The organism is Olsenella sp. DNF00959, from assembly GCF_001553055.1.
GTDB classification, from domain to species: Bacteria; Actinomycetota; Coriobacteriia; order Coriobacteriales; family Atopobiaceae; genus Olsenella_I; species Olsenella_I phocaeensis.
Genome location: NZ_KQ960123.1, coordinates 588,924 through 614,363, shown reverse-complemented (window position 1 = coordinate 614,363; position 25,440 = coordinate 588,924). Strand labels below are relative to the sequence as shown.

The 25,440-nt window shown below is 67.0% G+C and carries 20 protein-coding genes and 2 tRNA genes; 10 read left to right on the top strand and 12 right to left on the bottom strand.

The features are described from left to right. Positions 1 to 6: 6 nt before the first annotated feature. Entirely contained in the window at positions 7 to 378 is a 372-nt protein-coding gene (locus HMPREF1868_RS02615; RefSeq protein WP_062530087.1) for a hypothetical protein, read from the bottom strand. Positions 379 to 409: 31 nt separating this feature from the next. Next, the gene (locus HMPREF1868_RS02610; RefSeq protein ID WP_062530085.1) at positions 410 to 877 is read right to left on the bottom strand and encodes a helix-turn-helix transcriptional regulator; all 468 of its coding nucleotides are present in this window, start codon (positions 875 to 877) and stop codon (positions 410 to 412) included. A 184-nt stretch (positions 878 to 1,061) separates the two neighbouring features. Between HMPREF1868_RS02610 and HMPREF1868_RS09825 the strand changes: the two genes are divergently transcribed. The 4 genes from HMPREF1868_RS09825 to HMPREF1868_RS02590 all read left to right on the top strand — a co-directional run bounded on the left by HMPREF1868_RS09825 (position 1,062) and on the right by HMPREF1868_RS02590 (position 3,505). Continuing rightward, positions 1,062 to 1,265, top strand: coding sequence for a hypothetical protein (locus HMPREF1868_RS09825; RefSeq protein ID WP_062530082.1), 204 nt, complete (start codon positions 1,062 to 1,064; stop codon positions 1,263 to 1,265). A gap of 105 nt (positions 1,266 to 1,370) precedes the next feature. Further along, positions 1,371 to 1,589 carry a hypothetical protein gene (locus tag HMPREF1868_RS09820; RefSeq protein ID WP_062530079.1) on the top strand — a complete coding sequence of 73 codons (219 nt, stop codon included), beginning with the start codon at positions 1,371 to 1,373 and terminating at the stop codon, positions 1,587 to 1,589. 32 nt (positions 1,590 to 1,621) lie between these two features. Next, positions 1,622 to 2,044, top strand: a complete 423-nt coding sequence (locus HMPREF1868_RS02595) for a hypothetical protein (RefSeq protein ID WP_231782235.1) — start codon at positions 1,622 to 1,624, stop codon at positions 2,042 to 2,044. 231 nt (positions 2,045 to 2,275) lie between these two features. Further along, positions 2,276 to 3,505, top strand: coding sequence for an ATP-binding protein (locus HMPREF1868_RS02590; RefSeq protein ID WP_062530078.1), 1,230 nt, complete (start codon positions 2,276 to 2,278; stop codon positions 3,503 to 3,505). A 38-nt stretch (positions 3,506 to 3,543) separates the two neighbouring features. Here the strand turns inward: HMPREF1868_RS02590 and HMPREF1868_RS02585 are convergent, their stop codons facing one another. Next, on the bottom strand, positions 3,544 to 4,917 hold the full coding sequence (locus tag HMPREF1868_RS02585; protein ID WP_062530076.1) for an ATP-binding protein: 1,374 nt from the start codon (positions 4,915 to 4,917) through the stop codon (positions 3,544 to 3,546). Between the two features lie 575 nt (positions 4,918 to 5,492). Then, on the bottom strand, positions 5,493 to 7,073 hold the full coding sequence (locus HMPREF1868_RS02580; RefSeq protein WP_062530074.1) for an alpha-amylase: 1,581 nt from the start codon (positions 7,071 to 7,073) through the stop codon (positions 5,493 to 5,495). Between the two features lie 664 nt (positions 7,074 to 7,737). On the opposite strand from HMPREF1868_RS02580, the gene HMPREF1868_RS02575 reads away from it, so the two are divergent. After that, entirely contained in the window at positions 7,738 to 8,646 is a 909-nt protein-coding gene (locus HMPREF1868_RS02575) for a TetR family transcriptional regulator (protein WP_062530072.1), read from the top strand. Between the two features lie 622 nt (positions 8,647 to 9,268). Here the strand turns inward: HMPREF1868_RS02575 and carB are convergent. Together carB and carA are read right to left on the bottom strand one after the other, a co-directional pair. Beyond that, complete coding sequence (gene carB, locus HMPREF1868_RS02570) at positions 9,269 to 12,601, bottom strand: carbamoyl-phosphate synthase large subunit (protein WP_062530070.1); 3,333 nt, start codon at positions 12,599 to 12,601, stop codon at positions 9,269 to 9,271. Further along, positions 12,601 to 13,965: a glutamine-hydrolyzing carbamoyl-phosphate synthase small subunit gene (carA, locus tag HMPREF1868_RS02565; RefSeq protein ID WP_062530069.1), complete on the bottom strand. Its 1,365-nt coding sequence runs from the start codon at positions 13,963 to 13,965 to the stop codon at positions 12,601 to 12,603. Before carA ends, carB begins: the two co-directional genes overlap by 1 nt. A gap of 840 nt (positions 13,966 to 14,805) precedes the next feature. On the opposite strand from carA, the gene HMPREF1868_RS02560 reads away from it, so the two are divergent. After that, on the top strand, positions 14,806 to 16,374 hold the full coding sequence (locus HMPREF1868_RS02560) for a DUF2130 domain-containing protein (RefSeq protein ID WP_062530067.1): 1,569 nt from the start codon (positions 14,806 to 14,808) through the stop codon (positions 16,372 to 16,374). Positions 16,375 to 16,684: 310 nt separating this feature from the next. Here HMPREF1868_RS02560 and gdhA read toward each other — a convergent pair whose 3' ends face one another. The 4 genes from gdhA to HMPREF1868_RS02540 form a co-directional block, all read right to left on the bottom strand. Next, positions 16,685 to 18,016, bottom strand: coding sequence for an NADP-specific glutamate dehydrogenase (gdhA, locus tag HMPREF1868_RS02555; protein WP_062530064.1), 1,332 nt, complete (start codon positions 18,014 to 18,016; stop codon positions 16,685 to 16,687). 438 nt (positions 18,017 to 18,454) lie between these two features. After that, positions 18,455 to 18,733: a type II toxin-antitoxin system Phd/YefM family antitoxin gene (locus tag HMPREF1868_RS02550; protein WP_062530062.1), complete on the bottom strand. Its 279-nt coding sequence runs from the start codon at positions 18,731 to 18,733 to the stop codon at positions 18,455 to 18,457. Positions 18,734 to 18,896: 163 nt separating this feature from the next. Continuing rightward, positions 18,897 to 18,972 (bottom strand) — tRNA-Gly (locus tag HMPREF1868_RS02545). A 3-nt stretch (positions 18,973 to 18,975) separates the two neighbouring features. Beyond that, positions 18,976 to 19,052, bottom strand: a tRNA-Pro gene (locus HMPREF1868_RS02540). 417 nt (positions 19,053 to 19,469) lie between these two features. Between HMPREF1868_RS02540 and HMPREF1868_RS02535 the strand changes: the two genes are divergently transcribed. Then, complete coding sequence (locus HMPREF1868_RS02535; RefSeq protein ID WP_062530061.1) at positions 19,470 to 20,429, top strand: diacylglycerol/lipid kinase family protein; 960 nt, start codon at positions 19,470 to 19,472, stop codon at positions 20,427 to 20,429. A 241-nt stretch (positions 20,430 to 20,670) separates the two neighbouring features. Here the strand turns inward: HMPREF1868_RS02535 and fba are convergent, their stop codons facing one another. Continuing rightward, complete coding sequence (fba, locus tag HMPREF1868_RS02530) at positions 20,671 to 21,543, bottom strand: class II fructose-1,6-bisphosphate aldolase (RefSeq protein ID WP_062530059.1); 873 nt, start codon at positions 21,541 to 21,543, stop codon at positions 20,671 to 20,673. A 158-nt stretch (positions 21,544 to 21,701) separates the two neighbouring features. On the opposite strand from fba, the gene HMPREF1868_RS02525 reads away from it, so the two are divergent. Together HMPREF1868_RS02525 and HMPREF1868_RS02520 are read left to right on the top strand one after the other, a co-directional pair. Next, entirely contained in the window at positions 21,702 to 22,742 is a 1,041-nt protein-coding gene (locus tag HMPREF1868_RS02525; protein WP_062530057.1) for a hypothetical protein, read from the top strand. A 141-nt stretch (positions 22,743 to 22,883) separates the two neighbouring features. Beyond that, positions 22,884 to 24,311 carry a L,D-transpeptidase gene (locus HMPREF1868_RS02520; protein ID WP_062530055.1) on the top strand — a complete coding sequence of 476 codons (1,428 nt, stop codon included), beginning with the start codon at positions 22,884 to 22,886 and terminating at the stop codon, positions 24,309 to 24,311. A 79-nt stretch (positions 24,312 to 24,390) separates the two neighbouring features. On the opposite strand, the gene HMPREF1868_RS02515 is transcribed toward HMPREF1868_RS02520, so the two are convergent. Next, positions 24,391 to 25,167 (bottom strand): radical SAM protein, encoded by a 777-nt coding sequence (locus HMPREF1868_RS02515; protein ID WP_062530053.1) that lies wholly within the window; start codon positions 25,165 to 25,167, stop codon positions 24,391 to 24,393. 148 nt (positions 25,168 to 25,315) lie between these two features. Here HMPREF1868_RS02515 and HMPREF1868_RS09675 point away from each other — a divergent pair. Continuing rightward, positions 25,316 to 25,440, top strand: a 125-nt coding sequence (locus HMPREF1868_RS09675) for a glycosyltransferase (RefSeq protein WP_369817517.1), incomplete at its 3' end; no start/stop codon positions are given.

Genomic DNA, 25,440 nt, shown 5'->3' with positions numbered 1-25,440 from the left:
GTGGATTTACGCCACGTAGCTCGATATTGATTTCAAGAAATCCGCGGACACGAAATAGGGGCTGTTCTCGTCACCGATCTTGTCTATGAGGGCAGCATCGCCGTCAACCTCCAGCACCTTGAACTTGTCGCCGACGTTGAATGCCAGGCCCTCGTTGCTGTGGCCTTCCTTAGCGACCGTATACACAACAGCAGCATCGGCTATTCGCTTCTTATCCTCTAGAGATTTGTCGACCGTCTTCTTGATCTTGCTGCCACCTGCAACTGATACACCACCAATCAACGCACTGCATCCGGAAAGCAGGGCCATGAAGCGTCGGGGTCCACCGACCCTCTTTGCCATCGTGGTCATTACCTGATACCAACCTAGATTGCTCATGCGTGACTCCTAACCGTTTGCTGCTTTCGCTTTAGTTGCGCTTGATAATTTTCGAGAGCCATGTGTCCGCCGTTGCACCGATGGCTACCGACGCTATCGGACCCATGACTATTGCCTCCGCAGCCGCTGCGCCAATGAGGGCAGCCAACCCCGCCACAATGGCCTTCTGGTCCAGCCCTGTTCTTGTGGCCCCCTCGACGAACGCGCGAGCTTGATTCTTCTCAGGTTCGAGCAGGTCGTCGGAGTTCATGGACAGGTTAACTGCCGAAGCGAGCAATTGGTCGTCCGGTCTCTCTTCAAGCTCGTAGTCGAGCACTGCTCGGATCGCAATGTATTGCGTCTTGCTCAAGCGCGTTTTCTTGGTCTCTAGGTTTCGCACCGTCTGCTTGGTGACGCCAATCATGTCGCCAAACTCCTCTGCTGACCAGCCGCCTGCATTGCGAATGAGCGGAAGGTTGTCCTGGAGCTTAGCGATTTCTTCTTCAACGACAGGTTTCATGTCATCACCTCGCGTGGTAGCGTATCTCATAAATTAGCTAAAGTCAAATATTTTGATACAAACCATCATTTGGACAATGTTAACCAACATCGAAACGCCACTTTGTGACGTGCCGAGATACTGCATCCATCGGTTCTGGATGCAGGCGGCATGCGCTGTCTGCTACGAGGAAGGCAGGCAGGGCATGGACGGTGAGCAGAATGGCACGCAGGAGGGCACGCAAGCCCAGGAAGGGCAAGGGCAGCAGCAGGCCCAGCAGGCGGCACCGCAGCAGGTAGTCGGGGGCAACGAAGCCGGAAACGTATCAGCCCCCGACTACGAGAGGCAGATTGCGGAGCGCGACGAGAAGATCGCCTCGCTCGAGGCGCAGATAGCAGACGCCGCCTAGAGCGCCGAGCAGGCCGAGAAGCTGAGCGCGGAGATCGCTGACCTGAAGAAGGCGTCGGCCGACGAGCGCGTCGACTTCTCGCTGCAGCTGGCGGGGTGCCGCAACGTGAAGGCGGCAAGGGCCGTCCTGGACGACTATGACGGCGACATCGACAAGATGAGAGCGAGCGAGCCCTGGCTATTCGCAAAGCACATGGCCGGCGACAACGCACAGCCCTCCGGCAAGACCGGCCTTCCCAACGCCGGCGCGGCGACCGACGAAGGCAAAACGCTCAGGCACTGGCGCGACATCGCGGGGTCCACCGACGAAGACAAGCAGGAATAGGCCGGGCCTACCGGCGGGAAGCGAGGTAACCCATGCCCAGCAACAGCATCGCGTTCGCGAAGAGCTACGCCTCGGTGCTCGACGAGGTGTACCAGAGGGCGTCCGTCTCCGGCGTGCTCAACAGCGGGCGGCGCACGGTCCGCGCTGGGCACAACGCAAGGGAGGTCATGGTCCCGAAGATCTCAGTCACCGGCCTCGGGAACTACACCCGAAACGTGGGCTACAGGACCGGCGCCATCACCTACGGGTTCGAGACCAAGACCTTCAACTACGACCGGGGCATCCGCCTGTTCGCCGACGTGATGGACGTGGAGGAGGCCGGCGTCAACGACTGCTTCGTGGAGGCCGGCGCCGAGCTGCAGCGCACCCAGGTGGCCCCCCGAGGGCGACGCCTTCACCTTCGCGACGATCGCCTCCCACGCCAGCGTGACTCCGGTGGAGACGGACCTCTCTAGGCGGCAGTCGAGTCAATATCTGGATTTTCTTAAGAGACGAGGATACTGATGCCTCTGACGGGTTCTGCGAATCTTCTGACGTTGAGCACGAGCAACGTCAGACGAATTCCATCGGTGAGGACAATCTTTTACCTACGGATGCGGCATTACCAGCTTATGTGCCATCAGCGAAGGCATACGCCATCATGGAAACAACGGCAGTGCATGCGATTGGTCGATAGGAGCCTAGCGATGTACGTCCACAGAGAGATCGAACCACTGCTGGAAAGCTGCATCGGACAGTACGAAGTGCTGCTGCTCGTGGGACCACGGGGCTCAGGGAAGACCAGCCTCCTGCGTCATTGCCTGGGCGAGGCATGCCAGTTCCTCTCTGATGAAGACGTAAGTGCGATGGACGTCACCCTTGCGGACCCCGACGACTTGCTGGCAGGGGGCGACCGCACGCTGGTGCTGGAGGATACGGAGCGGCAGCCCAGACTCGTCCGCAGGCTCGTCGCCGCCGCCGTGGCGGACGGCCGCCCCGGCGGACTCGTGCTGGAGGCGCAGCTCGTAACCGAGAGGCTCTCTGCCGCGCTGCAACCCTTTGCCGCGCACGTCCGCACGCTTCAGCTTGGGACGCTCAGCCTACGGGAGCTGCTGGGACAGACGGGCAGAGGCCCACACGTTCCCGCGCCGCCTCGCAACATGGGTGGAGCACCCGCGATGGACGAGGGGGCTCTCTGGGAGCACATCTGGCGCGGCGGGCAGCCCACGCTCCTGGACGCCACGGCCAACTGGGACGACTATTACTCCGCCTGGGAGAGGGAGCTCCTCGAACACAAGCTGGAGGGGTTGTTGGGAAGGCGCGACGCCTTCCGCTTCCTGGGCCTCATGACGGCCTGCGCAAAACGGACGGCGCAACCCCTTGACCTGGACGGGCTTTGCAATGAGGCCGAGCTCGACCCCCAGACCGCCGAGGAATGGATCAACCTGCTCGAGGACCTGGGCATCGTCTGCCTGGTGCCTCCCCTCGTATCCGCCCTGGGCAGGAGGGCGAGCTCCCACGCGGGGCGCACTCCCCTCCTCCACTTCATGGACACCGGGCTCGCCTGCCACCTGGCAAGCCTGGACAGCCCTGACGGACTGCGCTTCGGGCCACTCTACCGACCCATGCTCCGGAGCTTCGTGACCTCCGAGGTCATGAAGACATGGCTGGCGGCGGGACGGGAGCTCGCTAGGTTCAGCTACCCCTTCGACGGGGAGGGCCGCGAGCTCGACCTGGTGCTGAGGGAGGGCAACGTGCTGCACCCCATCAAGGTGGACGCCGGCAGGGCCGCACGCGCCGACGAGGCCCAGAGAGAGTTTGCGAGCCTCCAAGGCGTCGACGGCTGCGAGCTGGGCTGGGGCGAGGTCGTGTGCCTGGCACGGGACGACGGTGTGGCAGGACGGGGTGTCGTCGTAACCCCCGCATGGCAGGTCTAGCGGTCAGACTTGTCCTGGCCCCTCTCTGATCCTAAAACCTAAAACTCGACGGGCTCCAGATGCATGTCCCCCATGTGCCCAGCTCCAACCAGCTGGTCCAGGAAGAGCAGCATGTAGAGCGGCAGGTAATAGACCGGCTTCCCAAGCCTCTGCTCGACGGACACGCTGTGCTCCGAGAGCACCAGGGCCTCGTCAATCCTCCAGTCGCTCGTCCTCAGCAGGTTGTTGAGGGCAAGGTGCAGCTTGTAGTCCTTCCCCGACTTGACCTCGAGCGGGATGACCCTGGCGTCCTCGGTCTGGAGCAGGAAGTCCACCTCGCCCTTCCTGCTGTTGTGGAAGTACCAGAGCTCCCTGCCCGACGATGCGAGCTCCTGGGCGACGACGTTCTCGTACACCGCCCCAAAGTTGGCATCCCCCTCGCCCGACACGACCCTCATGGCAGCGAGCCGCGGATATTGCGCCAGCAGGAGCCCGCAGTCAGACGAGTAGAGCTTGAACTTCTCCCCCACCTTGGTCCTTTGGAGGGGGTACTTGGGCTCCGTGACCGCATGAGCGGGAAGCACCACCCCGGCCTCCTCGAGCCAGGCGAAGTCGTCCCTCAGCCGCCCGTGCGTGGCCCCCGCCCTCACGGACGCCATCTGGAAGCGCTTGTTCTCCTTCGCGAGCTGCGAGGGCACGTTGGAGTAGATGGAGCGGACGTTGAGGCTCTTCTCGCCTGCGTACTTGGAGATGTCGAAGCCGTACTGCTCGACGATATCCAGGCAGACTTGCCGGGCACCGCCGAGGTCCAGCCCGCCCTCGAGGAACGTCGAGACCGCCTCGGGCATGCCACCCACCACGATGTACTGCCTGAAGAGCCTCACCATGCGGTCGTGCAGAGAGTCCTCGACGGGAGTCCTTGCGTCAAGCGCCACATGGAGCTCGTCGATGATGGAGGACGGTACCCCGCTGGCCCAGCAGAACTCCTCGAAGTCCAGGGGGAACATCCGGCGGACCTGCGCGTATCCGACGGGAAACGACGTCACCCCGCCGAGCGTCGTGCCAAGAAGCGAGCCGGAGAGGATGAGGTCGAAGCGGCCGTCCTCCACGATGAACTTGGACAACGTGACGACGTCGTGCCCCAGCTGCTGCACCTCGTCGAGGAAGATCAGCGAGCCCTCGGGGATCGAGCGTCCCGCCACGAGCGAGAGGCGCGAGAGCAGCTCCGTCGAGCTCGACGACGCCGCGAGGAAGGCACCGCTCTCCTGGCTCTCGATGAAGTTGACCTCGACGAAGGAGTCGTAGCTCTGCCGCGCGAACTCGCGCACGACGTACGTCTTGCCGACCTGGCGCGCCCCGAGCAGTATGAATGCCTTGCGAGCGCCTGCGGCCTTCCAGCCTTCGAGCTCGTGGAGCATCTTCCTCTTGAGCATGGCCACTCCGTTTCTAGAGCAGAAGGTATTTGCTCAATTATGTCTCTAACACAGAACGATTTCGAGGGTTTGTGTGTCTAAAACAGAAGGAATCTTGGCGATTTTGTTACTGACGCGCGTTTGCTTCGAAGTTTAATGTTTGTCGCAAGGCGACGGACTCGACCCGAGTGCGGCATGCGGGCCGGGGCTGGATGCCGGAGCCGCCCGTCGCCGCAGGCACGCGGGAACGCACTCCGACAACATCGTCCACGCCATCCCGCACGCGACCAGACAATGCGCACGCGCAGCCGCATCGCGCACGCCGTTGCGCACGCCATTTTGAACGCGCACGCGGTCGCGCACACGGACTCCTCCCGCCAAATGCGGAAACGCCAAGACCAATGTGCGCTTTCGCGTGCTGGGCGTAAGCGACGTGCGTAAGCGCGTGCGGGATGGCGGCTCGTGTGCGTAAGCACGTGTGGGGTAGCGGCTCGATAGCGGCTCGCATGCGCATGCGCGTGCGGAGCGGCGACGGGCGTGCGTTGTCGCGTGCTGGATGGCCGCCAGTCGCTGCCAAACGCCCGAGTCCCTCTCCCCTACTTGCCCTTCCTCGAGCGCGTACGGTGCGGCGCGGCGTTGACGCTTATGGGACAGTACTCGTAGCGCGGTTCCTGCACCTTGCGCACGATTCGGTCTATCGAGCGCAGCACGCGGTCGTGCTCGAGCGAGCTCACGACCTCCTTGCGCACGTACGCGCAGCCGCAGCCCCCGGCGCAGGAAAACTCGCCGAAGCCCTCGTCGTCGATGGTGACGTCCGGCTCCTCGAACCCCGCCACGCAGCAGAAGGTCGAGCCGGCGTGCCGCGCGCCCACGCGCATGCGCTTGGACCCGCCCTCGGCGTCGGTGAGCACCACGGCCACGCCGCTCATGGGGTGGGCGTCGTCTCCCTCGCGGGTCCAGCCTATGAGGTTGGCGTCGTCCAGGTAGTCGTTCTGGGGACCGAAGGCGAAGCGCTGGCGTAGCTCCATGAGCAACGGGAGCTCGGCCACGGCGGGGATGTTGCCGTCGTTGGACATGCCGAAGAGGTCCCCGAAGAAGACGCAGGGATACCCCGCCTCGCGCAGGAGGATCAGCATGTAGGCGCTGGGCTTGAACCAGTCCTGGACCGTGCTCTGCAGCGCCTGGTTGGGCTGGGTGTCGTGGTTGTCCACGAAGGTGACGGCACGGATGGGCTCGCGCTGCACCAGCGTGTCGTCGAAGACGTGAGCCAGGTCCCTCTCGCCCATGCTGTTGGAGGCGTCGAAGAGCCGGTAGTGCAGGGGCACGTCGAAGAGGCTCATGGGAACCTCGCCCAGGTAGGACTCGAGGTCTTCCACCTCGGGCGACCAGTACTCCCCCACCGTGAAGAGCTCCTTGCCCGTGGCCTCGCGCAGGCGCGTGAGCCAGCGGTGGAAGAACGCGCGCGAGATGTGCTTCAGCGCGTCCAGGCGGAAGCCGTCGACGCCGGTGGTCTTGAGGTACCACTCGCCCCAGCGGCCGAGCTCCTCCTCCACCGCGGGCTCGCTCACGTCCACGTCGGAGCCCATGAGGTAGTCGTAGTTGCCGTTCTCGGACTTGTCCACATCCTCGTCCCAGTGCTTGCCGTTAAAGAGGTAGACGCCGGGCTCGTGGGTCGACTCGTCCCAGTCGGTGCCGTGGAAGCAGCGCCAGTCCCAGTGGAAGTCGGAGTACTTGTCGGCCCGACCGGGAAAGCGGTAGCGGGTCCAGGCGCTGATCTGGCGCGGCTCGCCCGCCTGCTCGTTGCGGTTGGCGGGGTTGATGGGGGTGGCCAGGACGTCCTCGCACTCCTCCCCACCGAAGCGCTGGTTGAGCACGACGTCAGCGAGGACCTGGATGCCCGACTTCTGGAGGGCGCGGATGGCTGAGAGGTACTCCCTGCGCGTGCCGTACTTGGTGCGGACGCTGCCGCACTGGTCGAACTCGCCCAGGTCCCAGGGGTCGTAGACGGCGTAGCCCACGCCCTCGGCCCCCTCGGAGCTCTTGTAGGCGGGCGGCATCCAGACGGAGCTCACGCCCATGTGCGCGAGGGTGGGCGCGAGCTCGGCCAGGCGCTTCCAGTGCGCGCCGTCCGCGGGTAGGTACCAGGAGAACCCCTGGAGCATCATGCCGTTTTCCATGTGAACCTCCGGAGTGTGGGGGTAGGTGGTTGGGTACGGGGCGGGGTCGCACGCGTGGGGGCGTGCGGCGGCGCTGGACGCGGGCAGCGGCGGTGTTGGGCGCGGGCAGCGGCGGTGCTGGGCGCGGGCGTGTCGCGGCAGACGCGGGTGTATACGACGTGCGGCTACGTTGCGGCGCCTCTCTCGCCATGAAAATGCTAGCGCTCGCGAGGCGTAGGCGCAAAGCAGGGTGGCGACGCAAGGTGTCGGGCCAGAGCACCGTGCATGCAACTACGCACGTCGTTAGCGTCGTGCACGCCGTTGCGCACAACATCCGCAACAAGCACGCTGTTTCGCACGCCACACACAGCGAGCACGCTCGAACGCACATCTTCCAGAGCGAGCACGCTCGAACGCACATGGACGCTCCGCGCTATCTGGGCAAACGCAGGAGTGCGTGTGCGCAACAGCGTGTGCGATGAAAAACGTGTGCGCAAGCGCGTGTTCGGCGAAATGTCCGTGCGTTGGAGCGTGCCGGACGTCGGTACCTGTGCGTTGGAGCGTGCGCGACGTCGGCGCGTGTGCGCAAGTGCGTGCCCGACGTCGGCGCGTGTGCGCAACGGCGTGCCCGACACGCGTAAGCTAGTGGCCGACGTCAGACGATGCCACCAACAGAGGAGGCAGCATGCCCACGTGGACCAAGCGGCACATCGTCGACGGCTTCGTGCGCCTCCTGCACAAGCACAGCTACCCCTCCATCACCGTCGAGATGATCCTAGCTCAGACCGACGTGAGCAAGACGACTTTCTACCGTTACTTCAGGAACAAGTCGGACGTGATGGATGCCTACTTCCAGCAGGTCTACGACGCTGCCATCCTGGACGAGGGCTGCCGCGACCTCGAGGACCTCTTCGCCGCCATCCTGGAGAAGGCGCGCAGCAACCCCGAGCAGTACCGCATGTTCGAGACCACGGGCTACAACTCCTACCTCCGGTTCATCTACCGCTACACCTTCTCCATGGGCAGCAGGATCATCGAGACCGCCTGGAAGCGGAGCCTGAGCGAGGCCGAGTCCCTGCACGTCGCCTTCTTCTGCGCCGGGGGCAGCCACATGACGGTCGAGGAGATTCCAGCCCCGCAGTTCGCCTTCCTCAAGAGCCTGTTCTTCACCTACTACGGGCCGACGGTGATCGAGGTCACCGAGAGGCTGGGGCTGGACTACGACGAGTACCGCTGCGACGTCGAGCAGGTGATGGCCGACGCCGAGGTGACGACCCCCAACGCGCACATCATGCCGGGCACCATCGGCACGCACCACTTCGTGATGGCGACCTACGACCACGGCCGCGAGGTGGTGGGCTTCCACTTCAACCACAAGGGGTCGAACCAGATCCTGGCCGACTACAGCGTGGACAAGGCGATCGAAATCTTCGGCGAGCCCCACGTGAGGGTGGACATCGACGGCATCATCGACCACGAGGACCCGTTCCTGACCAGCGCCGCGCCCAACGTGAACCTGATTCCGGCGATCGTGGACGCGGAGCCAGGCTACCAGGACGCGCTGGACATACCCTTCGGCCGCGTACCGCGCTAGCAGGAGAAGGGCGCGGGGCCGCTGAAGGACGAGTACCGCGTCATCGTCTGAGGCCCGAGCTAGTCGCGGAGGCGCCGGAAAACTGCGCATGATTCCTCAGAGTTGTGGAGATGCACAAAGAGAATGAGCTCCTGAGCTGGCCAGACGCTCATTTCGACCGAAGTTCGAAAATACCGTGCGCAGTTTTTTTGGACGCACACCTTGCCCCTGCCGCTCGCGCGCTCGAACGCACGACCGCCAGCGCCACCCACGCGTCAACGCACGACCGCCAGCGCCACCCACGCGCCAACGCACAAGCAAAACGACGAGCACGCTCGAACGCACATCGTCGCCTCACGTTACCTGGGCAAACGTCGAGGCACATGTGCGTAAGAGCGTGCGCGTTGCAGGAGTTGTGCGCAAGAGCGTGCTCGGCACCGGTGGCCGTGTGCAAGAGCGTGCGCGACGACGGTGGCCGTACCCGGTGGCGTGCATAAGAGCGTGCCGGGAGAGAGGCGCGGGCGCACGAGCGTGGAAGCCGCACGCACGCGACGACATGCACCTCTCGTCACGCGCCATCGCGCGTCCCTCTCGCTGCGACGACACGCGCCTCTCGCGCGCCCCTCTCGCCCGAGCCACGGCGCTACAGGTCCTGCAGCGCGACCACGTCCAGCGCGCCGCCACCTCGCGCCCTCACCGCCGCCAGCGCCTGCACCAGCGCGATCGTCGCGGACATCGCCGTCACGCAGCAGATGCCATGGTTCACCGCCGCCGCACGCAGCCGCGCCCCGTCGCCGCGTGAGGCGTGCCCGTGCGGCGTGTTGACGATGAACGCCAGGCTGCCCGACTCCACCAGGTCGAGCGCGTTGGGGTGCCCCTCCGCGACGCGCCTCACCACCTCGCAGGCGATTCCCGCCGCGCGCAGCGTACGAGCGGTCCCCTCGGTGGCCACGATCTTGTAGCCCATGTTGGCCAGCGCCAGCGCCACCGGCGCGATCGCACGTTTGTCGCGGTCGCAGACGGAGACGAACGCCGCACCCTCGCGGGGCATCTCATAGTCGATGGCCTGCCGGGTCTTGGCATACGCCTCCGGGAAGCTCGCGGCGATGCCCATGACCTCGCCGGTCGAGCGCATCTCGGGCCCCAGGACAGAGTCCGCCCCCGGGAAGCGCGCCCACGGCATGACCGCCTCCTTCACGGCGAAGTAGCCCAGCTCGCGCCCCTCGTCCGGCAGCTCGCCGGCAGCCCGGAGCCCCGCGATCGTCTCGCCCGCCATGACGCGCGCGGCGAGCCGTGCCAGCGGCACGCCCGTGGCCTTGGACGAGAAGGGCACCGTGCGGCTCGCGCGGGGGTTGAGCTCGATGACCAGCAGCTGCTCGTCCTTCACCGCATACTGCACGTTGAGCGGTCCCACGACGCCCACCGCCAGCGCCAGCCGGTGCGTCACCTCGCGCACCTGCCGCACCATCTGGGCCGAGAGCGAGAACGGTGGGCAGCAGCAGGCGGAGTCCCCGGAGTGGATGCCGCACTCCTCGATGTGCTCGAGCACGGAGCCCACGTGGCACTCCCGCCCGTCGCAGAGCGCGTCCACGTCCAGCTCGATGGCATCCTCGAGGAAAGCGTCCAGGTAGACGGGGTGATCGGGCGAGACGCGCGTGGCACGCTCCATGTAGCCGCCCAGGTCCTCCTCGCCGTACACGATGGCCATCCCACGCCCTCCCAGCACGTAGCTGGGACGCACGAGGAGCGGGTAGCCCACGCGACGGGCCACCTCGCGGGCCTCCTCGGCCGTGCTCGCCGTGGACGAGGGCGGATAGGCCACCTGCAGGCGGTCGAGCAGCGCGGCGAAGCGGTCGCGGTCCTCGGCCAGGTCGATGGCCTCGGGCTGGGTGCCCAGGATGGGCACGCCCGCGTCGCGGAGGCGCCGGGCCAGGTTGATGGGCGTCTGGCCGCCCAGGGTCACGATCACGCCGAGCGGACGCTCCAGCTCGACGACGTTCATCACGTCCTCGAAGGTCAGCGGCTCGAAGTAGAGCCGGTCGGAGCTGTCGTAGTCGGTGGAGACCGTCTCGGGGTTGCAGTTGACCATGACCGTCTGGAAGCCGCGCTCGCGCAGCGCCGCCGAGGCGTGCACGCAGCAGTAGTCGAACTCGATGCCCTGGCCGATGCGGTTTGGACCGGCGGAGATGATCACCACGCTGCGGCCCGCGGGCGCGGCCTGGGCGGCGGGGACAGGCGCGGCCGCGGCACGGGACCCAGCCGCGAGCGAGGCGCCAGCGCAACTCTCGCCTGGCAGGGCGGCCATGGCAGGCACGGAATCCGCAGGCGCCTCCCCCGCCGCGTAGCCGAAGTAGTGGTAGCCCGTGCGCGAGGCGAACTCCCCGGCGCAGCTGTCCACGCTGCGGCGCCGGGGCACGACGCCCAGCGCCTCGCGGACGCCGCGCACCACGTCCTCGCCCGAGCCGACGAGGCGCGCGATCTGCAGGTCGGAGAAGCCGAGCTGCTTGGCAGCGAGGAGCCGCTCCGGGCCCAGCCCCGCAAGGCCCAGCCGCGCGATGGCGCGCTCGGCGAGTACGATGTCGCGCATGCGGCAGAGGAACCAGGCGTCGACGCCCGTGGCCTCGTGCAGGCGCGCCACGTCCCAGCCGCGGCGCAGCGCCTCTCCCAGCCAGAGTATGCGCTCCGGCGTGGGGCGCGCCACCAGCTCGAGCAGGTGCGCGTCGTCCGTCTCGTCCGCCTCCGGGGGGCTCACCAGGCCGGGCCAGCCGCGCTCCAGCGAGCGCAGGGCCTTCTGCAGCGCCTCCTCGAAGCAGCCGCCCATGGCCATGGCCTCGCCCACCGACTTCATGCGGGTGGTGAGCTCCTCGCTCGTGCCCTCGAACTTCTCGAAGGCGAAGCGCGGCACCTTGACCACGCAGTAGTCGATCGAGGGCTCGAAGCAGGCGGGCGTCGCGCGGGTGATGTCGTTCTGGATCTCGTCCAGGGTGTAGCCGACGGAGAGCAGCGCCGCCATCTTGGCGATGGGGAACCCCGTGGCCTTGGAGGCCAGCGCCGACGAGCGGCTCACGCGCGGGTTCATCTCTATGACCACGACCTCGCCCGTCGTGGGGCTGACGGCGAACTGCACGTTGGAGCCGCCGCAGGCGACGCCCACCCGCTCCAGGATGGCAAGCGAGTGGTCGCGCAGGCGCTGGAACTCGCGGTCGGTGAGGGTCTGGGCGGGAGCCACGGTGATGGAGTCTCCTGTGTGGACGCCCATGGGGTCGAGGTTCTCGATGGAGCAGACCACGATTCCGTTGCCCGCGGAGTCGCGCATGACCTCCATCTCTATCTCCTTCCAGCCCTCGAGGTCCTGCTCCACCAGCACCTCGTGGGCGGGCGAGAGCGCGAGCCCCTCGCGCGCGATGTCAGCGAGCTCGGCCTCGTCGTGGGCCATGCCACCGCCGGCCCCGCCCAGGGTGAAGGCGGGCCGCACCACGACGGGGTAGCCCAGCCGTGCCGCGACCTCTGCGCACTCCTCGAGCGAGTGCGCCACGCCCGAGTCCGCCACGCGCAGGCCGATGTCGACCATGGCCCGGGCGAAGAGCTCGCGGTCCTCGCCGATCTGTATGGAGGCTATGTCGCAGCCGATGACCTCGACGCCCCAGCGCGCGAGCACGCCCGCCTCGTCCAGCGCCACTGCGCAGTTGAGGGCCGTCTGGCCGCCCATGTTGGGGAGAAGCGCGTCCGGCCGCTCCCGCTCGATGACCTTCTCCACGCTGGCCACGGTGATGGGCTCCACGTAGGTGCGGTCGGCGGTCTGGGGGTCGGTCATGATGGTTGCGGGGTTGGAGTTGACCAGCACGACCTCGTATCCCTCCTCGCGCAGGGCCCGGCAGGCCTGCGTGCCGGAGTAGTCGAACTCGCAGGCCTGGCCGATGACGATGGGACCGGAGCCGATGACCAGGACCTTGTGGATGTCGTCGCGACGGGGCATCAGAGGGACCTCCCTTCGGGGGCGGGGACGGCGGGCGTGGAGGCGGCGGGGGCGTGCGACGCAGCGGCTGGTTCGGGCGCGTGCGACGCAGCGGCGGGGACGGGCGACGTTGCGGCTAGTTCGGGCGCGGGCGCGAGGTAGTCCGCCTCGCCGTCCACGAGGCGCCTGAACGAGTCGAAGGCGTAGGAGGAGTCGCTGGGCCCGGGCGCGGCCTCGGGGTGATACTGCAGGCAGAAGGCGCGCGCGTCCAGGAACTGGAGGCCTTCGAGGCTTCCGTCGTTGAGGTTCACGTGCGTGAGGCGGATACGGCCGTAGCGCCCGTTGGCGACCACCGGCGCCACGCGACGGCGGCTCCAGTGCCTGAGGTCGTCGTGGTGGCGCGCCTCTCCCCCGCTGAGCTCGGGGACGAGCGGGCCTAGGCTCGCGAAGTCCGGCACGTAGTTGTGGTTCTGGGCCGTGACCTCGACCTTTCCCGTGAGGAGGTTCATCACGGGCTCGTTGCCCCCGTGGTGGCCGTAGGGGAGCTTCAGCACGCTGCCACCCGCTGCCAGGGCCATGAGCTGGGTTCCCAGGCAGATGCCGAAGACGGGAAGCCGCCCCAGGAGGGCGCGGGTGGCCTCCTGGGTCGCGCCGACGCTCTGGGGGTCGCCGGGGCCGTTCGAGAGGAAGGCGGCGTCGGGGGCCTGCGCCAGCGCCTTTTCGGCAGGGGTGTCCCAGGGCACGACGACGAGCTCGAAGCCACGCGCGCGCAGGGCGTCGGCGATGCCGCGCTTCATGCCGCAGTCGTAGGCGACGACGCGGCAGGGGCGGCCGGAGGGAGCCGGCTGGGGCGCAAGCACGGTCCTCTCCCCCACGCTGACGTCGGCGACGTGGTTGTGGCTGCCTATGCCCGCGCTCGCCCGCACGCGCGCGACCAGGCTCCTCGGGTCGAGGTCGGTGGTCGAGACCGCAGCCCTCATGGCGCCCGCCTCGCGGACCCTCAGCGTGAGCGCGCGCGTGTCCACACCCTGGATGGCCACGACGCCCTCCTGCCGCAGGTAGTCGGGCAGGCTCTGGACGCTCTGCCAGTTGCTCGGCTCGAAGCACATGTCACGCACCACCAGGGCCCTGAGCGCCGGCGCCGCTGCCTGGCCGTCGCTGGCGGTAACGCCGTAGTTCCCCACCTGCGGATAGGTCAGCGTCACGATCTGGCCCGCATAGCTGGGGTCGGTCACGATCTCTTGGTAGCCGGTCATCGAGGTGTTGAACACCAGCTCGCCGAAGGCCTCGCCCTCGGCGCCGCAGCACTGGCCGGCGTAGCAGCTGCCGTCCTCCAGCGCCAGGAGTGCCCTGGGCAGCCGGTCCGCACCCGCGAGTAGGTTCATCGGAGCTCCTTTCCCCTGCGACGCCCTGCGCAAAAAGGGGCACCCGCGGCCTGCGGATGCCCCTCCTGGCGAGGTGTCGCTTGCGTCCTTGGTGGCGTCTCGCGCCACCGTTAAAGGCTTGAACGCATTCTAGGTGCCAGATATTCAAATCTGCGCAAATTGCGAGAGCGTTTATCTGCTTGTCACAGTTCCAGGCGAGAGGGGCGGCGGGCGCGGGGCGGCGGCGCCGTAGCGGCGAGCACGCGCGAGCGCACACATGGAGGCGCCGCGCAAGCGAGAACGCACACGTGGCGCAAGACTGGCGACACCACGCACACGCGAACGCACGATTTTCTCGCCTGCCACGCATGAACGCACATATTGCGCAGCCATGGCGGCACCGCGCACGCGCGAATGCACATTTGACATCACCGCTCACGCGCGAACGCACGTGCCTCTCACCTTCCACGCGTTTGCGCACGCTTTTCTCATCCTCCACGCGCCAACGCACAATCAAACCATCGAGCACGCTCAAACGCACATCACCGCCCCACGTTACCTGGGCAAACGTTGCGGCCAATGTGCGCAAGAGCGTGCGCGCTGAAAAAGCCGTGCGTTCAAGCGTGCTCGATGCCAGCGGCAGTGCGCAAGAGCGTGCTCGCACTCAGATTCTGTGCGCAATTGCGTGCTGGGTGAGAAAGGCATGTACGACGGCGTGAATGGCATGCACGACGAAGCGCCCGGCACGCAGGCGGCCACGGCGTACCCGACCGCCACCGGAGCGGCTCCCAATCATGTCCCACCCCTGAGCTAAGCTGTGTCCATCACACGACCCGTCTTTCCTCGTACCAAGGAGCGTCCATGGCAACCATCGTCTGCCCACACTGCCACCAGAGCTTCGAGCTGGAGAGCTCGGACTACCAGGACATCGTGAGCCAGGTGCGCACCAGCGAGTTCGAGCGCGAGCTGCACGAGCGCCACCAGCTCATGGAGGGGCAGAAGGCCTCCGAGCTGGCGGAGGAGCGCGCCAAGTCCCAGCTCGAGCTGCAGCGCCTGCAGTCGGAGCTCAACCAGGAGCTCGCCCAGCTCAGGGAGCGCCTCGCCGCCTCTGACGACGCGCGCGCCTCGGCGGTACGCGAGGCGCGGCTCTCGGTCGAGCAGGAACGCGTCAAGGTGGAGCGTGAGCGCGACGAGCTTGCGGCCCGGCTCTCCAAGAGCGAGGACGCCACGAAGCTCGCGCAGGAGAGGACCCGCTCCGAGCTCCAGGCCCAGCAGGCCGAGCTCCAGGCCGAGGTCGCGCGACTCAAGGCCGAGCTCCAGGCGCAGCAGGCCCAAGCGGCGCGCGAGCGTCAGCTGGCCGACGCCCAGGCGAAGTCCGAGCTCCAGGCCGAGCGCTCCCGCCTCGAGCTCGAGCTCTCCCGCGCCAAGGACAGCCTGGAGTCCCAAGCCCAGTCGGCGCGCCAGGCGGAGGAGCTCGCCGTGCAGCGCGCCACCTCCGAGCTCCGCACCCAGTGCGTGGCGCTCGAGGGGCAGCTCGCCCAGCGCGACAGCCAGCGCAACGAACTCGAGGCACGCTACCGCGAGAAGCTCAACGAGGCGCAGAAGTCCCAGGAAGAGATCGTGCGCATCAAGGACGACGAGATAGAGCGCCTCAAGGACTACCGCCTGCGGCTCACGGTGAAGATGACGGGAGAGAGCCTCGAGCAGCACTGCCAGCAGGAGTTCAACCGCTGGCGCTCCCAGGACCCCTCCTCGTTCAAGAACATCTACTTCGAGAAAGACAACGAGGCCGTCGAGGGCACCAAGGGCGACTTCGTGTATCGCGAGACGGACGACGAAGGCAACGAGCTTCTCTCCATCATGTTCGAAATGAAGAACGAGGAGCTGGGCTCCACCAACAAGAAGACAAACGAGTCCCACCTGACCAAGCTTGACCGCGACCGCCAGAAGAAGGGCTGCGAGTACGCGGTGCTGGTGTCGATGCTCGAGCTCGACAGCGACTACTACAACCAGGGCATCGTGGACATGTCATATCGCTATCCCAAGATGTACGTGGTGAGGCCTCAGTTCTTCCTGCTGATCATCGCCCTCCTGCGCAACGCCGCCCAGAAGTCCCAGGACTTGCGCCTGCAGATTGCCCAGATGCGGAGCGAGCAGATCGACATCACGAACTTCGAGGACGCCCTAGGCGACTTCCAGGACAAGTTCGGCCGCAACGTGGAACTTGCCAACAAGAAGTTCAACACGGCGGTGGAAGAGATCGACAAGACCATCACCCACCTGCAGAAGGTGAAGGAGAACCTGCTGGGCTCCCAGAACAACCTGCGCCTGGCGGACGAGAAGGCGAGCAAGCTCACCATCAAGCGCCTCACCAAGAACAGCCCCATGCTGGCCGAGCGCTTCCGCGAGCTGGACGACAACAAGGGCTAGGGACGCCCGCAGGCGAGAGGGACACGCCTGCGGGGCCGGGGCAGGCTGTGCGCTGGCACCGCCGCCGTCTTGGCTCTCCCTAGCGCTGCCCGCGGGGCCGGGGCAGGCTGCCAGACGGATGCCCCGCATGTCTCCCGCACGGGCAGAGACCAGGCGCCGCAGGCCGCCGCCTTATCGCGGGCGTCGCCTTGCCGCTCCCGACCGCGACCGCGATCGCATGCCTCCCGCACAAGCAGGGGGGAGCCGGACCAAGCCCGACTCCCCCCTTGCCTTGCAAGACGATGGCGGCAGCGCCGCCACGTCGGACGTGCTAGCAGATGCCCTGGGCCATCATGGCGTCGGCGACCTTGAGGAAGCCGGCGATGTTGGCGCCGAAGACGAGGTCGCCCTCGTGGCCGTACTCCTTGGCGGCGTCGTAGGCGGCGGCGTAGATGGAGTCCATGATGCCGTGGAGCTTCTCGTCGACCTCGTCGAAGGTCCAGGAGAGGTGCTCGTGGTTCTGGCTCATCTCCAGGCCGGAGGTCGCGACGCCACCGGCGTTGGCAGCCTTGCCGGGGGCAAAGAATACGCCGTTCTCCTTGAGGTACTGCGTCGCCTCGAGGGTGGTGGGCATGTTGGCACCCTCCACCACGTAGCCGCAGCCGTTGGCAACGAGCCTCTGGGCGTCGGCGAGCTCGAGCTCGTTCTGGGTCGCGCAGGGCATGGCAATGTCGCAGTTCTCTCCCCAGGGACGCTCGCCCTCGTGGTAGGTCGCGCCGGGACGGGCGGCGACGTACTCGCTGATGCGACCGCGGCGGCCCTGCTTGATGTCGACGAGGGTGTCGAAGTCGATGCCCTCGGGGTCATAGACGTAGCCGTTGGAGTCGGAGGCGGTCACGACCTTGGCACCCAGCTGCTCGGCCTTCTGGATGGCGTACTGCGCGACGTTGCCGGAGCCCGAGACCGCGACGACCTTGCCCTCGATGGACTCGCCGCGCTGCTTGAGCATGTTGAGCAGGAAGTACACCGCGCCGTAGCCGGTGGCCTCGGTGCGGGCGAGCGAGCCGCCGTACGAGAGCCCCTTGCCGGTGAGCACGGAGGACCAGCTGTTGGTGAGGCGCTTGTACTGGCCGAAGAGGTAGCCGATCTCGCGCGCGCCGGTGCCGATGTCGCCCGCGGGGACGTCGGTGTCGGGGCCGATGTGCTTCACGAGCTCGGTCATGAAGGACTGGCAGAAGCGCATGACCTCGGCATCGGACTTGCCCTTGGGGTCGAAGTCGGAGCCGCCCTTGCCGCCGCCCATGGGAAGCGTGGTGAGGGAGTTCTTGAAGATCTGCTCGAAGCCCAGGAACTTGAGGATGCCCAGGTTGACGGAGGGATGCAGGCGCAGGCCGCCCTTGTAGGGACCGATGGCACTGTTGAACTGCACACGGTAGCCACGGTTGACCTGGACCTTGCCGGCATCGTCCACCCAGGGCACGCGAAAGATGACGATGCGCTCGGGTTCGACGAGGCGCTCGAGCAGGGCAGCCTTCTCAAACTCGGGATGCGCGTCGAGGGCGGGCTGCAGGGTCGTGAGGACCTCCTCGGCCGCCTGGATGAACTCCGGCTGGTCGGAGTAGCGCTCCTTCAGCTCGGCGATGACCTTCTCGGAATAGGACATGGTCTCTCCCCTCAAGGGTTGTGACGCAATGCGGACGGCTAAAGAATAGGCATCGGGTTGGGGGCGGGCTAGGACATTCACGGTGCGTAACTCAATCGACATGCATAAGAAACCGAACTTGCAGGGCATCTGCACGCAGGCGGGGCCGTCGAGTTCGCGGGCGGGGCGTGCCTTCTGGGCGCGCGGGGCGACGCCGGTGGCGAAGTTCTGCGACACGTGCGGCGGAATCCTGCAACACGTTAAGTCGGTTGCGGAGTTTGGGACTTTTAGAGCCTGCAGCTGACTCCAGACTAACAGGTCGTTTACAGGCGAGAGATGCCATGGGCACAGTCAGTTGCGGACTTCTCCCCTTTCAGAGGCCGCAACTGATGTCGAACGCGCGACTGGACGGCCGAGCGTGCAATGGAACGGCGTAGTACACAATCGAGCGGCCTAGTGTCAGCCCTTGGTGTTCTGCGGCCCGATGCGCTGGCGAAGTGCCTGGGCAGCCGTACCCGCAGGTCTGGCATGGCCCTCGTCCGCGGCGACGCGCCCTGCGGCAAGGCTCTCGTACAGTGCAAGCCGCGAGGTTAGGCCCTCGTATGCATCCATATCAAGGACTGCAAGGTCACCAGCACCGTTCTTCGTGACGAAGAGGGGTTCGCCGGTCTTATGGCACCAGTCGGAGAGCTCCGCGTAGTTGTTCCTCAGCGTTGTGCTGGAGATGATCTTTGGCATTGTCCCTCCAAACTAAAGTTATTCTTACTTTATTCCACTCTTATTAGTTAACTTTTCGTGCTATTGCAGAACATGGAAAGGTGGCCACACGATGCTGGCAATTGGCGCATAACCCCGCGCGATAAAAAAGCCAGGGCCCCGAGGGACCCTGGCGACGGTTCTATGGAGCGGCGGACGGGACTCGAACCCGCAACAAGTAGCTTGGAAGGCTACTGCTCTACCAATTGAACTACCGCCGCGCGTGGTCGGGGTGACTGGATTCGAACCAGCGACCCTCTGCTCCCAAAGCAGATGCGCTACCAAGCTGCGCTACACCCCGGAGCCGCTCTAGAATTATACGAGAGTGCCTCGTGCGGGGCAACGCATTCCGCAAAATCGCACCGGTCCCCCCGACTGCCCCGACTGCCCCTCCGGGCGGCCTCCGGAACCTGCGACAGAAGGCTCCGGGATTCAACCCCGCGGCAGAAGGAGCGCATTTCAGATTTCAAATGCGCACCCATCTTCGATGAACTGCGGTTTTGCGGAGAGGTGCGCATTTCACGCCTGGAATGCGCACTCCGGCCGTGCCGATGCGCCCCGACCGAGCACCCCGACCACGCCTCCGCGCCACGCCCGGGCGCGCCTCCTCCCCCTGCCGCGCCACCGCGACGCTCCCCCGCCCCGACCGGACACACCCCACCCCAAGTGCTTAGAATGATGGGGCACGGACCGCACCCGTCCCCGAAAGGCCCCCAACATGGCAATACTCAGGCTCGGTCGGACGCTCGTCGTGGCAAATCCCGCCTCGCACAGCGGAAAGGGGGCCGAGGCGGCGGAGCGCGCCCGGCGCTTCTTCGAGTCGTACACCTCTGCCACCGAGTCGTTCGAGCTGGTCATGACCGAGGGCCCCGAAGACGCCAAGCGCCTCGCAGCCGGCGCCGCCCAGATGGACACCCTCATCGTCCTGGGCGGGGACGGCGTCATCCACGAGGCAGCGAACGGCCTCATGACCCTGCCCACCGACGCCCGCCCCGCCCTCGCCGTCATCCCCATGGGCTCAGGCAACGACTTCGCCCGCACCATCTCGGCCACCTACAACGACCCCGAGCTCTCCCTGGCCGAGCTTCTCGGCGGCCGCAGGGTCAGCATCGACTTGGGCCACGTAACCAACGAGCTCGGCCAGGACACCCACTTCGTCGAGACCCTCTCCTTTGGCCTGGACGCCGCCATCGCCCTGGACACGACCGACCGCCGCGCCGCCAACACGAGCCAGGAGGGGTCGATGCTCTTCGCCACCTCGGGCGTGAAGGTCTTCTCGTCCGGGCACAAGGGCTACCCCTGCTGCCTCCGCCTCGACGACGGCGACCCCCAGGAGCTGCGCGCCCTCATACTCGCGGTCCAGAACGGCCCCACCTACGGCGGCGGCTTCCGCGTCTGCCCCGACGCGCTGCCCAACGACGGAATGCTGGACGTCTGCTACAACGTGAAGGTGCCCTCCATCCCCCGCCTGCTGGCCCTCTTCGGCCTCGCCCGCTCCGGAAGGCACGTGCGCTCGCGCGTCATCAGGGCCGAGCGCGCGAGAAGGCTCCAGGTCGAGTTCGAGGGAGAGGGCATTCCCTGCCAGGTCGACGGCGAGAGATTCGAGGGCAGGCGCTTCGAGGTCGAGGTGGAGCCACGGGCCCTCGACGTGCTCGTGCCCGCCCGCTGCGGCTGGTAGGCAGCCAGGGACCGGCAGCTACGCCCAAGGCCGACAGTATCCCGGACCGGTAGCTACGCCCAGGCCCGGCAGCATCCAGTCCGGCAGCTACGCCCAGGCCCGGCAGCATCCCGGCCCACAGCCACGCAGCCACGTCCAGCCCACAAGTCCACAGAAAGGGGGACCGCCCGAAGACGGTCCCCCTTGCGTTCGTGCGCCTTCCCTGCCCGGTTGCGCGGGCGCGCCGGGCAGGAGCCGATGCCTACGCCCAGCCCTTGCCGTCGGAGCCGAACTCCTTCATGAGCTCGATGGTGCGGGTCTTGATGGCGTCGCGACCAGGCTTGAGGAGCTTACGGGGATCGTAGCCCTTACCCTCCTTGTCTGCACCGCTCTCGATGTACGTGCGGGTGGCCGCAGCAAAGACCAGCTGGAGATCGGTGTTGACGTTAATCTTGGAGACGCCCTCGGAGATGGCCTTCTGGATTTGGTCGACGGGGATGCCGGTGCCGCCATGAAGGACGAGCGGCAGGTCGCCCGTGAGGGCCTTGATCTCGGCAAGGCGCTCGAAGGAGAGGCCCGCCCAGTTGGCAGGATAGATGCCATGGATGTTGCCGATGCCGCACGCCAGGAAGTCGACGCCCAGGTCTGCGATCTGCTTGCACTCCTCGGGATCGGCGAGCTCGCCCTGTGAGGTCACGCCATCCTCGGTACCGCCAATGCCGCCGACCTCGGCCTCAACGGAGATGCCCTTGTTATGGGCGGCCTTGACGACCTCGGCGGTGCGCTGGAGGTTGGTCTGGAAGTCGGGCTCGTGCGAGCCATCGTACATGACCGAGGTGAAGCCCGCATCGATGCACTTGAAGACATCCTCGTAGCTACCATGATCGAGGTGCAGTGCCACAGGCACGGTGATGTTCTTGGCCTCGACAAGGTCCCTCACGATGTCGGCGACGACCTTGAAGCTGGTCTGCCACTTAGCGGCGCCGCTCGTGCACTGGATGATGACGGGAGACTGGAGCTCTTCGGCAGCATCGAGGATCGACGTTGCCCACTCGAGGTTGTTGGTGTTGAACGCACCCAGGCCGTAGTGACCCCTCTGAGCGCTCTGGAGCATGGCGGTAGCGTTGACTAGCATGGTGATACCTCCTATATGAGACACCCTGTCGAACCTACGCCCCCAATCATACCGCTCAGCTAGCCAAAATATTCGTGTAGTTGCCATGCCCGTGCGCATGGGCCCCGCGAGCTGGGTAATGCTTGTCTGGATGGACGCGTCTTCTTGGGAGGTTCTCCATGCGTGACCAGCTGAGGCAGGAAGGTGACCGTCGCGAGGACGAGGAGGGGCGCGGGGGCGTCCTGGGGGAGCTCTCGCTCTCGGCGATCGTGGCGAGTGCCCTCGCGGCGGCGACCTCGTTCGCCCTCTCGTCCAGGATCGGCCTCGCCGGCTCCATCATCGGCGTCGCCGTGGCGGCCGGCGCCAGCGCCCTGGCCGCCCAGGTGTACAAGGGCATGATCAAGGCCAGCGCCCAGAAGCTCAAGGACCTCTCGTACGACCGCGACGACGATTCCGACGCTGCATGGTCCGGCGCCCCCCTCCCCGGCCACGACGGCAACACGAGCGCCATGCCCGCCGCCGTCCAGGCCCCGCCACAGGGCGAGCCCGAGCGCTCCTTCGCCGCCACGGGCACCCCCATCGCGCCCGCCAGCCTGCACAGCGCCGCTGCCCGCCAGCAGGGACGTCGCGTCGCCCGCAGGGCGGCGGTCGTCCTGGCGGCGGTCGCGGTCCTCGCCGTCCTGGCCTACGCCGCGGTGGTCAGCCTCGTCACCGCGGGACAGGGAATCGGTCCCAGCATCGACGAGGTGGCGCAATCGGTCACGAGCGAGCAGCCTGCCGCGCAGAGCGTCCAGGGCGAGAGTGACGCCACGAACTCGACCGAGGGAGACGCGTCGAGCCAGGAGGGGACGAAGTCCGAGGCGACCGGATCGACCACCACGGCTCCCTCGACCGAAGGCGGCACGTCCGCGAAGGATCCCTCCACGGAGGCGGGCGCGGGCACGTCCGGGTCCGGCACGGCAGGCACCAGCGGCAGTTCGGACTCGGGCCCGGCGGGCACCGGCTCCTCAAGCGGCGGCGCCTCCGGCAGTGGCTCCTCGGGCAGTTCCGCCAACTCCAGTGGCGGAAGCACGTCCTCGAGCGCTGGCTCCAGCGACGCCGGAGGCAGCGGCACGAACGGCTCCTCCTCCGGCACCGGTACGGGAAGCTCCAGCGCGGGTTCTTCCGCAGGCTCGGCAACAGGCAGCACGAGCGGCACCGCCGCCGGCTCGGGCAAGTAGGCCCACTCCCCGGAGGGGCGCCCCATCCGACGTCGACGCCCCGCCCCCCTGCCAAAGGCCCCTTGCGCTAGACTCTTGAGGCGTGCTGCTCCCGCTTGGGAGCGACCCCTTCAAGCAGCCAAAACGAGGACGAGGCGGACCGTGGCGAAGCAGGCAGAAACCCCCAGCACCAAGACGGCCCAGGACGGCGTCCCCGAGGGGCCCAGGCACCGCCTCGCCCCCAAGCTCGTGGCCTGCGGCCTCGCCCTGGCGACGGTCTATGGCGGGGGCTGCGCGTACTTCTCGACCCACTTCACGCCGGGCACCACGGTGAACGGGCAGGACGTCTCGCTCATGACCAAGGAGGCGCTCTCGGCCTCGGTTGCGGACGCCGCGCGCGACTGGAGGCTCGAGCTCCAGGGGCCCTCCGGCTTCACGGCCCAGGTCGCGTCCGCCGACGTGGGACTCGCCGCCCGTGCGGACGACTACGCGGCCGACGCGTTCCGGAAGGCGGACGCGCGCGCCTGGCCCCTTGACCTCCTCTCCCGCCGCGTGATCTTCCAGGAGGACGGCGTGACCCTGGACGAGGCGAGTCTCCGCGACGCCCTCCAACCGGCGGTCGAGGCCTACAACCAGTCCGCCACGGCGCCGACCAGCGCCAGCTCCTCCTTCGACGCCGACGCGGGGGAGTTCAGGGTGACGGACGAGGTGCCGGGCACCATGCTCGACCTCGACCGCGTCGTCGCCAGCGCGTCGACGGCCGCAAAGTCGCTCCAGCGCAAGCTCGTCCTGGGCGACGCGGAGCTCGTCCAGCCAGCGGTCAGGCATGACGACGAGCGGCTCGCGGCGGCGACCAAGAAGGCCAACGACGCGCTCGCCCTCTCCATCCCGCTCACGCACGACGGCAGGGAGGTCGCGCGCGTGGACGAGTCGCTCAGCGCGTCCTGGCTCGTCGTGGGAGACGACCTCGCCCTCGGCGCGGACGGCGACGCCATAGGCAACTGGATCAACTCGGTGCTCGCGGCCAGCGTGGACTACTCCGACGAGGTCAACGACTACGCGGTGGACGACGCGAGCCTCGCCGAGTCCATCTACAACGCCCTCCTGGGCCAGCGCTCCGACCCCATAGAGATCCCCCTGCAGGTCGTGGGCTCGCGCCCGGCCGAGAGCGAGGGCGCGCGCGAGCGCGGACGGCACATCGACATCAACCTCTCCACCCAGTACGCGCGCTTCTACGACGCGAACGGAAGGGTCATATGGAGGTCGTACATCGTGTCGGGCAACACCTCGGAGGGTCGCACCACGCCAACGGGCACCTACGCCATCAACTCGAACATGGCCCGCGACACGGTGCTGGTGGGAGCCGACGAGGACCACGACGGCGAGCCCGACTACAGGAGCAACGTGTCGTACTGGATGCCCTTCATCGGCAACTCGGTGGGCCTCCACGACGCGACCTGGCGCTACAGCTTCGGCGGGTCGATCTACAGCTACGCCGGCAGCCACGGCTGCGTGAACCTCCCCTACCAGGACGCGAAGGCCCTCTGGGACCTGGTCCGCGTGGGGGACAAGGTGGTCGTGCACTGGTAGACGACACGTCGCTGCCGGCCTGCGCCAGCGCGTCCCGCCGGCGAGCGGTCGGCACGCCGCGCTGGCGCGGTTCGCGCGACTAGTACGAGACGCTGCACTCCAGGCCGAGCGCCCGCACCCGGGCCGCGATGGAGTCGAGCGCCTCCGGGCTGGCCTTCCTGAGACCCTGGAAGGGCGTGTCGCGCGCGATGGTGTAGACCATCACCGCCTCGGGGCGAATCCGTGCGAGCGCCTCAAGCCAAGGTCCGACGTAGGCCTCGCCCGTGTTGTCCACGCTCCTGCCGTCGAGCTCCCCGCCCAGGAACATGCTCTGGACCATCACCCTGCCGCCGAAGGCCGCCAGCGCGTCCACCACGCGGCCCACGTCGTAGCCGCCGACGGGCCGGTCCACCCTCCGGATGAAGTCCCCGTCCACCGTGTCCAGCTTGAGGATGTTGTCGTCCACGCGCAGGAGCGCGTCGCGCACGGCCGGCACGTGGGCCATGGTGGCGTTGGAGAGCACCGCCACCCGCGCCTTGGGGCAGAGCTCGTCCCTAAGCGAGAGGACCGCATCCACGACCTCGGGAAACTCTGGGTTGGCCGTGGGCTCCCCGTTGCCCGCGAGGGTAATCACGTCGGGGGGCTCGCCCGCCGCGGACATGTCGCGCAGGCGCGCGCCCAACGCCTCGGCGACCTGTGCGGCCGTGGGCCAGGGCGAGCTCGTAGGCCGCTCGTCGTTGGTGCCGTTCTCGCAGTAGACGCAGTCGAAGCTGCAGCGCTTGCCGTCCGCCGGCGCGAGGTTGACACCCAGCGAGACCCCCAGCCTTCGGCTGCGGACGGGCCCGAAGACGGGGCCTGGGTTCAGGTAGGTTGCCATGGCTTCTCTCCCCTCCTAGCGCCGCCCGCGACCGTGCGGGCGAGCCCCATCCTAGACCAGCGAGCGCATGGAACGGGCGGCTCATGCCATAATGTCTTGAGAAATGGCACGACAGCCGCCTGTCGCAACGAATCCGGAGGGCCAACCCATGAAGAAGGTCATCACCTTCGCCATCCCCTGCTACAACTCCGCCGAATACATGGACAAGTGCATAGAGTCCATCCTCGTGGGGACCAACTACGCCGAGGACGTCCAGATCGTCATCGTGGACGA